This is a genomic window from Bacillus cihuensis (assembly GCF_000504145.1).
Taxonomy (GTDB): Bacteria; Bacillota; Bacilli; order Bacillales; family DSM-1321; genus Peribacillus; species Peribacillus huizhouensis.
Map to the genome: position 1 here is coordinate 24,159 of NZ_KI632500.1, position 15,917 is coordinate 40,075.

13 protein-coding genes are annotated in these 15,917 nt (G+C 33.6%); 1 reads left to right on the forward strand and 12 read right to left on the reverse strand.

Translation table 11 applies throughout. The annotated features are described in order from the left end of the window. Window positions 1-7: 7 nt before the first annotated feature. The 3 genes from ssb to V179_RS0125130 all read right to left on the reverse strand — a co-directional run bounded on the left by ssb (window position 8) and on the right by V179_RS0125130 (window position 3,333). A complete protein-coding gene (ssb, locus tag V179_RS0125120) occupies window positions 8-514 on the reverse strand; it encodes a single-stranded DNA-binding protein (protein WP_028393914.1) in 507 nt (168 codons plus the stop codon). A 71-nt stretch (window positions 515-585) separates the two neighbouring features. Beyond that, complete coding sequence (locus tag V179_RS0125125) at window positions 586-933, reverse strand: DUF6018 family natural product bioysynthesis protein (RefSeq protein WP_028393915.1); 348 nt, start codon at window positions 931-933, stop codon at window positions 586-588. Window positions 934-1,356: 423 nt separating this feature from the next. After that, window positions 1,357-3,333, reverse strand: a complete 1,977-nt coding sequence (locus tag V179_RS0125130) for a methyl-accepting chemotaxis protein (RefSeq protein ID WP_028393916.1) — start codon at window positions 3,331-3,333, stop codon at window positions 1,357-1,359. Between the two features lie 469 nt (window positions 3,334-3,802). On the opposite strand from V179_RS0125130, the gene V179_RS0125135 reads away from it, so the two are divergent. After that, the gene (locus V179_RS0125135; protein WP_028393917.1) at window positions 3,803-4,147 is read left to right on the forward strand and encodes a YolD-like family protein; all 345 of its coding nucleotides are present in this window, start codon (window positions 3,803-3,805) and stop codon (window positions 4,145-4,147) included. 128 nt (window positions 4,148-4,275) lie between these two features. Here V179_RS0125135 and V179_RS0125140 read toward each other — a convergent pair whose 3' ends face one another. The 9 genes from V179_RS0125140 to V179_RS28735 all read right to left on the reverse strand — a co-directional run bounded on the left by V179_RS0125140 (window position 4,276) and on the right by V179_RS28735 (window position 15,908). Next, window positions 4,276-5,115 (reverse strand): hypothetical protein, encoded by an 840-nt coding sequence (locus V179_RS0125140; RefSeq protein WP_028393918.1) that lies wholly within the window; start codon window positions 5,113-5,115, stop codon window positions 4,276-4,278. Further along, window positions 5,115-5,648, reverse strand: a complete 534-nt coding sequence (locus tag V179_RS0125145) for a hypothetical protein (protein WP_028393919.1) — start codon at window positions 5,646-5,648, stop codon at window positions 5,115-5,117. The genes V179_RS0125140 and V179_RS0125145 overlap by 1 nt, the downstream gene beginning before the upstream one ends. A 364-nt stretch (window positions 5,649-6,012) precedes the next feature. Beyond that, complete coding sequence (locus V179_RS0125155) at window positions 6,013-6,318, reverse strand: hypothetical protein (RefSeq protein WP_152534821.1); 306 nt, start codon at window positions 6,316-6,318, stop codon at window positions 6,013-6,015. 1,071 nt (window positions 6,319-7,389) lie between these two features. Next, window positions 7,390-7,857, reverse strand: a complete 468-nt coding sequence (locus V179_RS0125160; protein WP_028393921.1) for a hypothetical protein — start codon at window positions 7,855-7,857, stop codon at window positions 7,390-7,392. 241 nt (window positions 7,858-8,098) lie between these two features. After that, window positions 8,099-8,611 (reverse strand): hypothetical protein, encoded by a 513-nt coding sequence (locus V179_RS0125165; RefSeq protein ID WP_152534822.1) that lies wholly within the window; start codon window positions 8,609-8,611, stop codon window positions 8,099-8,101. A gap of 158 nt (window positions 8,612-8,769) precedes the next feature. After that, on the reverse strand, window positions 8,770-9,657 hold the full coding sequence (locus tag V179_RS0125170; protein ID WP_028393923.1) for a hypothetical protein: 888 nt from the start codon (window positions 9,655-9,657) through the stop codon (window positions 8,770-8,772). A gap of 352 nt (window positions 9,658-10,009) precedes the next feature. Next, window positions 10,010-11,149: a DUF4030 domain-containing protein gene (locus V179_RS0125175; protein ID WP_028393924.1), complete on the reverse strand. Its 1,140-nt coding sequence runs from the start codon at window positions 11,147-11,149 to the stop codon at window positions 10,010-10,012. Then, window positions 11,133-11,660, reverse strand: coding sequence for an RNA polymerase sigma factor (locus tag V179_RS0125180; protein WP_028393925.1), 528 nt, complete (start codon window positions 11,658-11,660; stop codon window positions 11,133-11,135). Before V179_RS0125180 ends, V179_RS0125175 begins: the two co-directional genes overlap by 17 nt. Before the next feature lie 597 nt (window positions 11,661-12,257). Continuing rightward, complete coding sequence (locus V179_RS28735) at window positions 12,258-15,908, reverse strand: DUF5704 domain-containing protein (protein WP_051405132.1); 3,651 nt, start codon at window positions 15,906-15,908, stop codon at window positions 12,258-12,260. Window positions 15,909-15,917: the final 9 nt, after the last annotated feature.

Here is a 15,917-nt window from a genome sequence, read left to right on the forward strand (position 1 = left end):
GCGATATTCAGAAGGGTAAACTATCATCATCTATATCAATGGTTCTTCCACTATTTGCGAAAGGATCATCATCTGCAGGTGCGTATTTGTAGTCTTGATAATTGTTACTCCGCTGATTTGGATTATTTTGGCCATTAGAATTACTTCTACGACTGTTATTTGAGGTACCTTCATTATTATCCACTGAAGAATCGTTACGAGATTCAAGGAATTGAACACTTTCAGCAACGACTTCAGTAACATAGACACGTTTCCCCTCATTATTTTCATAATTACGAGTCTGAATTCTACCAGTTACTCCTACTAGACTACCTTTTTGGCAGTATCTGTCTACATTTTCTGCCGATTTTCTCCAAACGACAATCGGAATAAAATCAGTTTCTCTTTCGCCTTGTTGATTTAAAAACGGTCTGTTTACAGCAAGTGTAAAGTTAGCTACAGGTACTCCACTTGGATTATAATGTAAATCAGGTTTCTTTGTTAAGCGGCCTACCAGATTGGAACAATTCATCAGAATAATGTACCTCCATGACTCAACCACCCAAAAGGTGTGGATTTATGAGCGTTATGTGAAAAATGAATGTATCAGTCCTCGTTTAATTCAAAGAAATAATCGAAAAACCGTTTAAATACAGACTGTTTCGGTCCACTGGCTACTCCAGCAGCTCCAAAAGACCAAACTCGGTCTCCAGCCATCCTCCACATAACACGCTCGTCATTGAAAGTTTTTACCATACTTTTCACAATTTGAACTGCTTCTTCTCTAGCTTCACCTTTTGTTACAGCATTAAGACTGTAGATACGACGATTGCCATCAGGAGTACGAATCTCCATCCGGACCTTTCTACAATCAGTTGAACCTCCAAATACCTCACGATTAATACGAGCCATTGTTGTTTCTGTCCGTTCAGACAAAATCGCTAATTTACTCATTTACTTAACACCCTTCCCAATAGTTTTTCCTTATCTTTAAATGCAAAAAAGCCCTTGGGAGATTGATTAAATGAATGAAAAGTACATTCATATACACAATCAGCCCAAAGGCTTAAATTAATAGTTACCACCGCAGATACCAATAAGTATCGCAAACTAAACATAGAAAAATAAGAATAACAATATTATAACATATTTAATCTAAATATATTTATTTTTTAGCAACTTAGTAAAATTTTAGATTTTTACTGGTGAATTCACTGTAGGTTTGGAATAAATTTTGAATAAAAAGAGGTAACAAACCTTTATTTGATAAAAAATAAAAAGTCTCCATTTTGATAAAATCTTTGATCAAAATGGAGTTTCCTTTTTAAATTAAGCACGATTTTAATAAAGTTTGGCTTGATTCTTCAAAGCTTGAAATTAGTATTTAAATTGTGTAATTAATTTCTGTAATTCTTCAGCCATAGAAGAGAGAGACCTTGAAGATGAAGAAATTTCCTCCATTGAAGCTAATTGTTCTTCGGTAGAAGCGGCAACTTCTTCTGAAGTTGAAGCATTTATCTTCGCAATTTTGGCTAGTTCATTACTGATCGCTGTGACTTCTTGCACTGCTGCTGACATTTGTTGAGCACTTGCTGAAACTTCCTCCATTTGAGGAGTAATCTCTTTTGAACTCTTAACGATAATATTAAATTTTTCGATTGCATCATTCGCTACTTTTACGCCAGCCTCAACATCTTTTGTAACCCGAATCATAATTTGAACTGAATTTTGTGTATCCTTTTGAATTCCCTGTACTATTTCATGTATTTCTTTTGCTGAATGCTGGGATTGTTCTGCAAGCTTACGTACTTCATCCGCAACTACAGCAAAACCTTTTCCGTGTTCTCCAGCCCTTGCCGCTTCAATAGCAGCATTTAAAGCAAGTAGATTGGTTTGATCTGCTATACCAGTAATCGCATCCAAAATAGAACTTACCTGTTTTGACCGTTCATATAAGGTTTTTATCACTTCATCTGATTCCATAACGGAACTATGTATTGCTTTCATTTGATTTACTGTATTTGTAACCGACCTTCCTCCTTCTTCAGCTTGGATAGATGTCTGGTGCACAAGTTCAGATACCTTCATAGAACTATCAGCAATTTGGGATACACCTTCTGAAACTTCATTAAATGACTGAGCATTTTTTCCCACGCTATGCATTTGATTCTCAGCGTTACTTGCAATCTCTTGGATGGAAGTGGCTACCTGTCCAGTAGCCGCACTTGTTTGTTCTGCACTTGCAGACAATTCTTCAGCAGAAGATGCAACTTGTTCCGCACTCTCTTCTACTTTTTGAACTAAAGCTTTAAGACTTTCTTGCATTTCATTAAAAGCAGACCCTAATTGTCCAATTTCATCATTGGATTGTACTTTAATTTCTTGGGTCAAATCTCCAAGACTAATGGTAATGGCCTGTTCTTTTAATTTATTAATAGGTCGAATGATAGCTCTTATGATAATGAATATGATAATTGCTCCAATAATCATCGCAATCACTATGACTTCTAACGTTTTTTGGAATATTGGAGCGGCTGCATTAGATATTTCTGCAGAAACTGCAGTACCTCCTATTTTCCAACCAGTTGTTTCATTTGTAACAAAACTCATTGATTTCTTTTCGCCTTCTAATTCATAATCAAACTGTCCTTTTTTTTGATTATACATTTCATTGTAAAAGTCTTCACTCGCATCACTTCCAGGCTTGTTAGTAGGATGAGCGATGTACTTTTTATTTTTATCTAAAAGAAGTACGTATCCTTGTTCACCTATTTTCACCTTTTTTGCTATTTCTTGAATATTATTTATGCTAATATCAAGACCTATAACTCCCAAACCGTCTTTTGTTGTTTGTGATATAGTTATTACCATTTCATTTGTGTCAGCAGAGATATAGGGTTCTGATATTATGGATTTCCCCTTATTTTTGAATGCTTCTTTATACCAATCTCTTTCTCTTGGATCAAAGCCAGCAGGAAGTGGTACTTTAGGGACTTGTGTCAATGAACCAGTCTGGGTTCCTATATAAATACTTGTAGCTTCTGGATGCAGTTGGACATACTGATCAAATTGTTTCCGTAATTCTATGTCACTACCTTCATTAGACATCTCAGATGTTACAGCCTGGGAAAAGCTATTTATATCATGTAATTTAGGTTGAATAGTATCATCGACCGATGTATTTAATAAGTCAATACTTCCGCCAATTCCATCCATTATTTCACTTTCAATTGCATCTTTTGCTGTTATATAAGAAAGTATCCCAATACTAATTGAGGGAATGATTAGTATGAAGGAGAAAGCAAGAATTAATTTAGCTCTTATAGTTTTTTTATTTCCAAAAATCCTTATCATATAAATTGACCTCTTCCAAGTGTTCTCTTCTTTGGTGTTTTACACAAAACTAAATTATGTTTTATAACCTTTAGCATAAAAAAATTTAATAGTTTGTAATATGGTCGCCTTATTCCTTTTACATACTTCTTCCCCTTTAAAATTATTTTATAAATCAGATTGCATTATATAAACAGTCGGTTCTCAACTTACTAGTCATCAAAAAAAGAGGTTTTCTAGATAAAATTGTTAAAAAACCTTTCATTTACTAATTGAGGACTTTAGAACCAATTGCTAAATTAGCATAAAACACGGTTAAATAAAAAACAATAACAAAATGTACCAAATTATAGAATATTCTGGTTGTTTAAAGTGAATAATTTCTTAGCAAGTTATATATTTCAACTTTTTTAGAACTACATTCACATTGAATTTATAGAAATTGTGGCGTATGATTAGAACAAATGTTCTTAAAGTGAGAGGGGTATAAATGGCTATTATAGATCGTGGAGTACATAAGAAGTGGCAGCCTGCTTTTATGACTCCTGAACTTTTGCAAGCTTTTGAAGGTGCAGATAGGGAGTATTATGCCGAAGTTAAACCTGAACTTGATGAACAACAATTCGAGTATATGAACCAGGTCATATGTCAGAGTATGAAACAAACGTCATTGGTTGCTATAACGTATTTTAGAGATCAAAGAAAGTATATCACGGTTGGACTAATTCAATATTTTAATGAAATAAGTAAAACCATAAAAATTTTAACCCCACTAGAGAAAATTGATTCGGTAATGTTAGAAGATATTCTAGATATTAAATTTCAGGACGCTTGACTAAGTGATTGTGTGCATAGAAAAAGAGCTCAAAATTATGCTTGAGCTCAATTCTTTCCTAAATATCTATTCTTTTTTATCATAAATGAATAAAATGGTAAAATTTAATAATAGAATTGTGAATAATTTTAAGCATGCCTTTTAAGACTTGATTGGATCTTTTTGCGTTGCTGAATCCCTAAAATCCGTTCTTCAGTATCCAGTTGCATAACCATAAAATCCAAACGAATATCTACAACCTTACGGTAATCCTGTATGACTTTATTAGGCACAGCACCGGACAATATTAAATCGTCTAATTTTGAAACACTTATTTTTCCGTATTGAAGTATGGTATCCTCAAACCCTTCATTATAAAGCTTTTCAATGTCCCATAGCGTTTTATTCTCTATTTTAGATAAACTACCAAAACTAGTTAATATCTTATTCTTTTCATTAAAGGCTGAACAAGTTATTGCATAGTTTTTTAAATTATCATACTTTTCTTCCAATGATTTAAGCGTGCTACTTGAGTCTTTTATTTCCTCAAGAAGCTGCTCTGTAGTTTGACCCCCAAAGAGGTAGTCCGTTGTTTGATTATAAATCTTCCCTATTTTATTAAAAAAAGGCTTAACGTAATAGGTTTTAGGAAAAGTATATTTAAGGCTATTAAAAGGCAAATCCTTGTCCTCTTCCTTGATTCCGCTCAATTGTATTAAAGGGAAAATAACATCAGGACGTACATAACAAAGAAGTTCCTGTATTAATCCTTTATGGTCTGTTTCATAGACCTTAACTGGGACAAACTTTGCTAACATATTGATATCTTTAAATTCATGACGTTTACCTTCGTAATGTGAAAACTGCTCTCTTAAATGCTTTTTAGCTTGTTTAAGAAACGATGTATTCTGCTTCAATAAATTATATTCAGAAGAAGTTATAAATACTTCGAGCTTCTCTGAAGGTAATAATTCCTTTTCAACTTTCATTATGCAGTCACCGCCGTTTCTTCTAAGAAAGAAAAGAGGTCGTAGTGATCTGGTCGAAATACTTCAGCAACTTCTTCAATATTATTCATTACATTCTTAATAGATGAGCACGTCAATTTCCTATTTCGAATTTGTAAGTTAAATTCCCCAGAAGGTAATAGGACAACTCCAATACCTTTATGTTCATAAATTCCATATAAACTTCCACGTGAGAAACCATTTTTCTCAGCAAGACGTACTAAGCTATTTTGAGACTCTTCACTCTCACCGGTATACTCAACTCCAGTAATAGTTGGAGAGAATTGTCCAATTGATAGATCAAACAAATACTGAAATGCTTCTGGATTTCCACAAAAAAAGATACGGTATCCATGACTTTCTCTTCCCTCACTCGTAAATGGTTGAATCCTAAATTCCACATTTTCATTTTTCCATACTACACCATTTTTTTTTGTCCACACAAAACGAAGCGGGAGGAATAAAGGCAATAAAGTAGCAGGTTTCTCTTTGACAAAGCATGTCACTCGAAACATACCTCAACGCCTCCTTTCGTTGTTAACCTCATACAATCTTGTACGAGTTCATTAACACGCCCTCCTGTTTTCTGAAATAATTGGTTATACCGATTTGGCATAACTACACACCCTTTCCCAAAGAATTTTGACCTTTTTCTGAATAAAAACACAAAAAAGCCTTTGGGTAGTTTGGTCACATAGCAAAAAATATGCTACGAATCTCAAAAACCCAAAGGCTTTAATTATAGTTCTCACCGCAAAATCACAAAGATTTGCAAAGAAATTAAACGAAAAAGGTATGATATAATTTTAACAAAAAAAAATGCTATACACAATAATACAGGATTACTTTTCCATTCACTAATAAAATCAATATTTTTAATTATTTATGGAAGAAGAACAGCTTGTCTGGATCTTCTGTTGATAATGATAATAGTTTCGTAAATTCTTCCTTTGTAATAGAATAGTAAACTACATCATCAGGAAGTGAGTTATACTTTCTCGGCAATTCTCCAATAGGAAAAACCTTACTATGTGCAAAAATGGGATTAACCTTTTTTCTCACAGAGTCCCCTAATCTTTGATATTGAATGATTGTGAGGTCCACAAAGAAAAACATTGTACCTTCTTCATCTCTTAAATTTTTTATCCGAGAATATGAGTAATCATTTGTTGTATAATGCAACATTTCAAATTCACTCCCTCGGTTAATAAAAAAGTTTGTCATTGATCATATTCCACTACTTTCCCTATGATAAGGATATCCTAATAAAAACAAAAGTAACTTTATAAATTATTTGGTTAATAGTAGGCTGTAAATATTGATTTATCAATGCTGCATATATTAAAAATTTGGAATAATATTGATTAACACTCTAATTTTCTTCATATTTCTGATGAAATTTTATTATAAAGTTTGAGCAAAATAAATTACAAATCTTTATTTAACAGCATTATTGATAGTAATTGACTAATATTTTGATCAATCTTTTTATACAACATCCCAAATATTTTATAATTGGTAAAAACTTATTCAAAGCCACAACCTTATTATCCACGAGTAAATGTTATTGAATCCCTCTTATAGTCAATATCTATAATAGTTTGAATCTCTTTTTTAGTTATTGTCTATCAATTTTTCCTTAGCTAAAACTATAAAAACATTAAAAAAGGAGAAATTATATATCCTAAATTTTTTGTGTCCCCATAGAAGTCACGAGTGAAAATTCAATTAAAAATAGAAGGTGTAAAAAATATAGTAGATGTATCATATAATCCTAAAATTGCTAAAAACAGATTCAAACTATTATTTTTCTTTGTTAATTCTCTAGAATATCTAAAATTTGCTCATTCATATTCAAAAAAATTCACCAAAAAATATTATGAACCGATATTTTCACATTAACATTAACCTAAAGATAAAAGGTTGTCATTAAGGCAATCTGAAACCAATTAGCCTTTTTATATGATATAAAAAATCCAATTTATGTATAAAGGACAAAAAAATGTAACTGTTTTTATCTTACCATTTATTTATATAACCGCAATGAAAATATTTGGTATTCCTTCTTTAATTATACAATATAGAGTGCTTTACTCATAAATAATTGTCTAAATATTGAAATTAATCAAAAAAACAGTCGAATGATTATTTAACTGTTATATAGAAAAAAGTTATAGCCTAAAGTTTGTTCATTTTCCAGCTGTGTTGTTCAACTATCGCGTCCGATTGCCGAATAACACGAAAGCTGCAAAAAGGTTATATTTTTGATTTAGTTAACCAATTTTTCATAACTTGTTCTGTGTTTGCTTCTTTTGACATTCTTATGAAACTCTTGTTTAACTGCTCTATATCAGACTCAAAAAAAAGGATCTTGTCATTAGTATTTTTCGCATAATAACAATATCCTTCATATTCGATTTCGTTTATATATACTGTAGGATGTTCGTGTTGCATCGTGCAAAGAATCATCTCAGCATTTAAATTAGCATAAATAGATTCAACTTGATGTAAAAAATCTTTGTGTATAGGAATGGCTGGGGCGTTAATATATTCTCGCTGTTGATCTCCAAAGTATCGTTCTTCAACAAAAATTAAATAGTAATCAGATTCTCTAACTTTTTCACGTTCTTTAAGGAATATATTGATGAATTTATTTGATAGTTTATGTAAATGTCGATGTGGAGGAATATTCTCTCCAAATAACAGTAAAATTAATTCTTCCATTTAATACTCCTAACTTCTACCTAAACTAAGGTAAATCATTTCAATTTCTATTAACTGTTCGTTACTTTAACTATACTTTTTAACAATCTTTTTTCAAGAGAATCATAAATATTCATTCTTTACTTTAAGTTCGTTATTCAACAATCTGGACCTACTCTAAAGATAAAGGCACAATTCTTGCTACAGAATTGCGCCCGATTGTGGAAGATCGTTATTAAACTAAAGCACCTCGTTAGTTGAATTAATCTTTTACTATTTCAACTCCCTTTATCGCACTTGTTAAAGCAAAGGTGTTTTCACTTATCGTATGTCCCTCTACAAGCGAGATATCATATTCTCCATTAGAGAACTGTATGTAATTCGCATCTTCTTTGTTCTTTTCAAAAAATATAGTGTACTCACTCTTATCCATTGTATTTAGTTCCCAACTTGCACCTATTGTCATTTCAACATTGTCTGATATTCTCTTAGCGTGATATCCTTCCTTGTCCTCCACTAATTCACCGACGAAATATGTATTTCCACTTGACTGTACTACTAATAACCTTTCATCATTTGTCGTTGTAATTAAATCAATATTCCCTTTAATATTTTCATTCTGAACAAAATGTTCCAAAGTTTCTTCTTTAGAAGAGAAATGGTCAATATTATCCTTTTCACTACAAGCAGTTATGAAAAAAATGGCTATAAACGTTAAAATAACCATAAATTTTCTAATAATAATCTCCACCTTCACCTGTTGATTATTTATCAAAACTATTTGCCGTTGTTAAACTAACCTGTTTCGTTAGTTCGATAAGAAAATAGGCATTACTCCTTCTTGAAGTAAAGCACCCGTTAGCTCAACAAGTAAAATTGAATTTTAATTAATCCTCCTATTTAAATCTATTTATCTAACGAAACTAATCAAAATTAGTTATTCTGATAATAATGATGAACCTTTGGTTCTCCCCATACATGACCTTGCTTTACCATTAACGTTTTTATCTTGATGGTTCTGCCAAGACTATCTTTTTCAATCCATTTGTAATGTTTAACTTTCCTATCTTCTCTCATAGCATCATAATTTACATCTTTATTAACTTCCGTCGGTGGTCCCCAACTAGACAGACTAATATTGTACTCAGACATCCCTTCATAGGGTTCCGTTCTACGAAGTTTATCCCGTGCTGCTGATAAATCATCAGCCTTAACTTTTTCAACTGTTTTTATCATTTCATTAACCCTATTTTTATATTTGGGTACAGATGATAGAATCGCCAAATAGACATCCATATTTCCGTAAATTCTTTTCTCTTCAATTAAAACTGGCACAAATTCAAATAATTTAGAGTGAATCTTGTCAATTTGTTCTGTAGAATCCTTATAATCGACGACTTTTTCGAAATTGTCTAATGCTGAAAGATAATCTTCATCTTTCATAGCTAGTGCAGCAACATCATAAGTTCTCTTTATCTCTAGTTTCTCCTTAATAATGGGGCTAATAAATATATAAAGGGCAGCAATTAAACCTAAAGAAAAGATAGTAGCTGCGATTTTAAATTTCCTAGTTAATACTGCTTCTTTTACGAACTTCCAATTGTTCTTTATCCATATCACCAAAAGGATTAAAACAGGCAGCCACAATGGACTGTAAATCCAAATATCACCGAACCAATTTCTCTTATAATGGTCTGGGAATCTACAGTTAAAATAAATACAATAATCATTAACTAAAGGGGTGTGACCGATATATTTATATATCAAAAACCAAACCCATATAACAATCACCAGCATGATAAACCCCAAACAACCGGCCATGACTTCCTCCTTTTTATAATCTTTAATAAGTAAATATTACCAATATATTAAGCGGTTGTAATTATAATAAACTGAGCTTTTTTCTTTAAAGGACAGAAACTTGATATAATAGGGGAATACTGGAGGTTAAGGGGATGGAATATAATCATTTGAGAACCGGATTCAGTTAGCACAACAAGAAACAAGATGCTGCGACTGCAACACCTTGTTTAACTCTTGCACACCGTTAGTTCTATAAGCAAAAGGCTAGCACAACAACCTTCCTTATTGAAATAAAGCTGTTTTTAAAAGGAGTTTGCCAAGTATCCCACTAGTTAATTTTATAATAAAAAATCTATAATCCTTGTTGAACTCACCCCTCAGGTGAAATGACCATGAAATCTTCACCATTTTCCATTAATAATTTGATTGTATATGGATCTCCTTGCATTTGTTTTTTCACGTCGGGTAAAGCTAGATACGTCTTAATAGCATTTTCAAGCTCATCTTGTAATTGTGTGCTAGGTGTAGTAGTCCAATTTGTTCCTAAGTCGATATAGGCATGTCCCTTTTTCACTTGATAAGACAAGCCAGTGACTTTGTAAGTCGATTTACCAGCTAGAGATTCATGGAGATCGTTAGCAATATAAGACCAACGACCGTCTTGCTTTCGATGTTCAAAGTTAAACGAATGGACTTTAATATCTTTGATATCTAGATTTTGTGCTTCAATTTCTTGTTGAATATCTGAGATAATAGAATTTTGCTCTTTAATATGATCAGGCATATCTAACAGTAAAATGTTTGAAAACCATGTTTGTTCCAAACCTGCTAATTCATAATTGGCCTCTTCCTCATATCCGTATTTAGTAAAAACATCGAATACGATTTGACGTAAAGAATCGTACATAACCTGCCTTTTAACATCTCTTTTTGATATGCTAGTAGATTTTTCAGATGGTTCAATATTTCTAATCAGTAAATTGTAGTCGTCAATACCATGATTACTTAATGTTTCTTTCACCAATGGAGTAAGTTGCTCTTTTGCTTCCTTTAGTTGTTCGTTAGAGAGTATGAGACTAATATCAATAGTAAATGGATCATAAATCGATCCTACAGAGTCCACCTTGTATCCTTGATTTTCTATGAGCTTTATCAGTTTTTGATGAAGATTTTCATCTATATTATTAGCTGAAAAACTTGAAGTAATTTTCAGTGGCATAATTTTAGCTGCAATTTGGGCCATAGCTGGAGAGACAAATGTAGAGCCAATAAATAAACCCAATAATAATATCAACGCGATTCCAGAGTATGTTAATTTTCTGATCAAACTTACTTTTTTGATACGAGTTGATAGGAGGGGATTCTTATTTCTCTTTTGGGACTCCAACTTTTCAATATCAGTAAAAATTCGTTTTTTCAGTTCTTGTTTTTCTTTTGTTTTCCACATTAGATCGGCATTTAACTTCTTAAAGGAACTATCAAAATCAGTATCTTTATATTGTTTTTTCATCCAAATACCCCTCCTTTATTAATTGTTTTTTCAATGCTGGAATAGCTCTAAAAAGAGTCGATTTAACTTTACTCTCAGACCAGCTCAATATCTTTGCCGTATCCTCAATAGAAAAACCTTTGATTTTCCTTAAAACTATCACCTTTCGATATGTATCTTTGATTTCCCCTAACGCTTTATATAGTTCAAATGATTCCTCTTTTATTTGAATCATTTCTTCAGGCAATGAGTTATTGTCCTTTTGCAAAAGAAATACTTCTTTAAAGAACCTGCTGGGTTTACGTTTTCTTAAAAAATCGACCGTTAAATTGTGAGCGATACTGAATAGCCATGTTTTTTCACTCGAATGCTGATTAAATGAATTATGATATAAATACGCTTTTACAAAGGTATCATGGGTCAAATCCTCTGCTTGTTGATAATCCTTAACCATCAATAAAATAAAGCTTAAAATAGATTTACTATGTTGGTCATACCAATCTGAAATTTCTTCTTTTCTGTACTTCGACAAGTTACCAACCCTCCTTTTCTTGAATGTTCAATACTTAGACGTATTAGCTAAATAAAAGTTGTGTTTTTGCATTAAAAAAATCTCTAAAAGTATAGATTAGAGATTTTTTCGTTCTTTAATAGAACTGACGTTTATATCATCTTAGAAATAAGGTGAAAAACATGCTCCAAGCTCATGTTTTCCTCCTTAAAATAGTTTCCTCGTTAGATCTAATATTTAGGTATTCCTTATGGAACTATCCTGCCCCGTTAGTTTAAGTACATTTCTTCACAAACTCACTTAAATTTTAACATAAATATCCTTATGTTTTTATAAAGAAGTTGTTCAACAATCTGGCCCTTTAATGGCATAACTTAATTATCAGTAAATAGGTTAATTCACCAAAAAAACGAAATACCTTTTTTATAGAGATAGGAAATTCCAGTACATCTTTTTAATAGACGGTTCAACCTGATTTCAAAGGTAAAAAGGGAGAGTCTCCTTCTAAGGGCACCGCAAGAGAAATGTTCTATATACTCTATTAATTATCCCATCAGTGGATTTAATATTGAATATAAAGTACCCCAAAAAAGAGGTGAAGATTTTTCACCTCTTTTTTTAATGTGTTACGGAAGATTGGAAGTCATCATAACTTGATTCATCCGAATGATAGAAAATGACATCCCCGTCTTCTAAATTAAACGTATGTCCGTATGGATCTACAAAACTGTACTCAAATCCTTCTCGCTTCCATTGGTTTGCTTGGGGATAATGGGTATTAATATATTGTAAGTATGGTTGGTCTGTATTTCCCTTTTGAATGGTTTCAATATTAAAATTTACAATAATATAACCATCTTTTAAGAAAATAGAAGAAGAGTCCTTCAATTTATTAACCCGACCATAATTGGCAATATTCGTTCCTTTCTCAACTGCATATACATCAGCTGGGATAGAATATTCACCATACCATTGTTGTTCACTGGCAATGGCATCTGATTGAGGAACCATTGCATTTGAAGGAACGTCAGATTTCTCTGGACCGATGAATGTCCTTAATTGCCATGGTAATGTCAACCAACTATACGCTCCCATTAAGGTTTCTCTTTTCGTAAAGTCGTTGATATATTGCTCGATAAACGTTGATTCAAAAACGGAAGATGGATTCATACCATAATTTGAACCATGTCTATAGTAGTAATCAGCATTGTTTAGCAGCTGTTTATCAGGTACATTACGTAATCTTTCATTTAAAACTGTTGAACGAGTAGCAATATCTGCACTACCGCCAACTTTGATGAATTGTTCGTTTTTAGAATGATAATATAAATCTACATCTTGTTTTGTTTCCCCATCTTTACTAACGAACTGGAATGTAGGTGTGATTCGAATGCCATCGTTATTCCCATACATATCCCCCATTGTTTTTAAATCAAATTTGAAATGATAACCGGTTTTAACGGCAACGTTTTTATAACCATCAGGATGGCTTCCTTGTCGGATAGGTAATGCAAATGGGCTTTGATTTCCACGTGGTGCACCTTCTAAATCGTTTTTCCCTACCCAAAACGCATTTCCGCTATGTTTAGCCATTCCTAGATTTTCGCGAAAAACACTCTCCCAACGATAATCCGAAATATCCGTTACCCTAAAATCATATAGTCTTCCAACTACATCTACAGCAATCGTATCAGTAGCAACATGTGCAGCTGAACGAGTACCTGCAGGTGAGATATTGAAAGCTGAATTAGGAATGTTTACGTTCGCTTCCACTTCTGTTCCAAAGTTTGAACTAGGAGCATTAATTGCGAATACCCGATAGTAAGTTGTATACGCTCCTTCAGGAACCCATGATGGAAGATAAAATTCGGAAGAATTCTGAGCTACCGGAATCTCTATCCATGTATTTGCTGGATAAAAAGTTACCTTATCCTTGCTATACACATCAAATGGAAACATAACTTGTTTTAAGCGGGTATATTTTGCATAATCCTTTGTCCCATAACCAGGAATTGCTCTGTGTGTTCCTGTTGTAGGAAGTGTTACTGTAAATGGTCGATTTAAGACAAATGCATGCCGCTCTGTATCAGCATTCGTTGGTTCACTCCTGTATGGAGGCTCTGTCCGTTGATCATGAGCTTTATCATCCGTAGCTTTCGCATAACTTACTACTGGTGTATGGACAGTTACTGGGTTAACAGAGAACGGGAAAGATCTATCTCCACCACTTCCATTAATATTCACTACTTGGCTGTAACGTAGATTCCCAGAACTCGGAGATTGGTAATAATTTGTCTTAGCTGCATCTATCAAAAGTCCACCTTCAGACATAGAAGTGTATCCAGGTAAAGGTACACTTGATGGAGTTGGACCGTTTGTTGTAGCTACAGTATCGCTCATTATAGTCGTTCCTTTAAAAACCGCATTATCATTTTTAACATTATTTTGTCCGACACTACTATTCGCTTTAGCTTGTGCTTCTCCCGTAATATCAGGGGTGCTCGGCTTTGAATTTCCTCCATTGATTGTTTGAGTCGGTAAATTGATATTCTCACATGAAGCTGGAAAAACGTGTTGATTAATATCTGCAACAAAATTTCCAGAAGCTGTGACATTAGTATAAGCAGGAACGGTTACCGCTCCCCCAGGCAAAGCATAATTTGAGAACGTAGCATCCTCTAATTGATGAATGGTATACTTACCAATTTGCCAAAAGCTATAAGGCCTTTCAACTTGAACCGTTACCTCTTTTGTCTCAGTTTCTGTATAAGGAACGATAATAGGCTCCTCGTTTTCAACCGGAACTACTTCTTGCCATGTTAGCGTAAATACCTTTTGAGCCTTGACTGTATATATGACCTTCCCTGTTTTTTGAAAAAAGTTCTGGTCTACCAAATATTCATGACTCTGTGCATATATTTTTAAGTATTCGGATGAAGGAATCCCTTTAACGACATCAAAAATTCCATTATCAGATGAAATAGAACCGCTTGGTGATGGGATAGTTAAGGTTTGGGCTACTGTACCTCCGTTAGGGCCCTCTTGAATGATTCTTGGACACGAACCTCCAATAGGTGTTGGTGGCGGGGTTTCTGTACTTCCCCCATCTCCTACTGTGAAAACAAGCGTTACTTGAGTGGAACTCCGCATTACGCCATCCTTAGAATTTATTTTCATTGTATAAGTACCAGGAGTGGACATAATCGATGACTTAATTGGAACGGATAAAATATGTCTCGTTCCATATTTTCTGCCGTTACTTGTCCCGGTATTAACACTGCCTTGAATACGATCGGTCACGGGTCCACTAATATCAATCGTCCAACTTTGAGCATCTGTATCATAAGCATATTCACTAAGCTGAACTTCTAAAGTGCTTGCAGTATTTTTTTCTAAAGAAACTAAGGCAGAATTTGTTGATGGTGGGGAGGTTGCTCCGTTTCGATCTAATCCGCCCTTCACACTACCATTTTGCTTAATTTGGGCACGAACGATAAATGGCTTTTCAGTAATCTCTACTTCAGCAATATTGTAGTCTTGAATGCCATCACCATTGACGTCAGTTTCAGATTCGGGCATTATCCATACTTTCCCTCCAGAAAGCGCAACCAAATCCCTAATATAAACGAATTGGTCAAAAGTACCGTTTTTATTAATGTATTTCGGTCGAACATCGGACGCTCTAATTAAATGAGTGGTTGAATTATTAGCAACATACTCGGGATTTCCATTAAAAGCATTCGCCCAATTAGTAACTTTGTTTAAATTAAACATCGTTCTTCCTGTCCTATAAAATGTAGAATTTGGACGTCCTACCATCATGAGACCATCCCCTACAATATGGTTTTGCTTTGGTGAGTTACTGGATAAATTATGTGGCGTTTTCCAAGTACCGTCTGCTACTACTTCAGCCACTTTCACGTACATGTAACGGGAAAAGAAATAATTTCTCGTTGTTCCATCACCAGCCATAAACGGGTCATTCGTAGGGAATTGTACCTGTTGCCCTTCATATTGATCCACTGTCGGTGAAGACCAAGAGGGGGATTGATATCCCCATCCGTTCGTATTGATTGTCGTAATAAACCCTGGCCATAGTATACCTGGGCTTACAGGGTCTTTACTTGGTACATAGTTCTTTTTAGAAAATTGCGGATCGACTGTTTCCGCCATTGCAGTCGGATAGCCGATGAATAGCGACGTTAAAAGGGTAAGCAGAACCATAATCAAATATGGTTTTCTGCTTGTTTTGTAAATCGTATTGTTCATTAGATACCT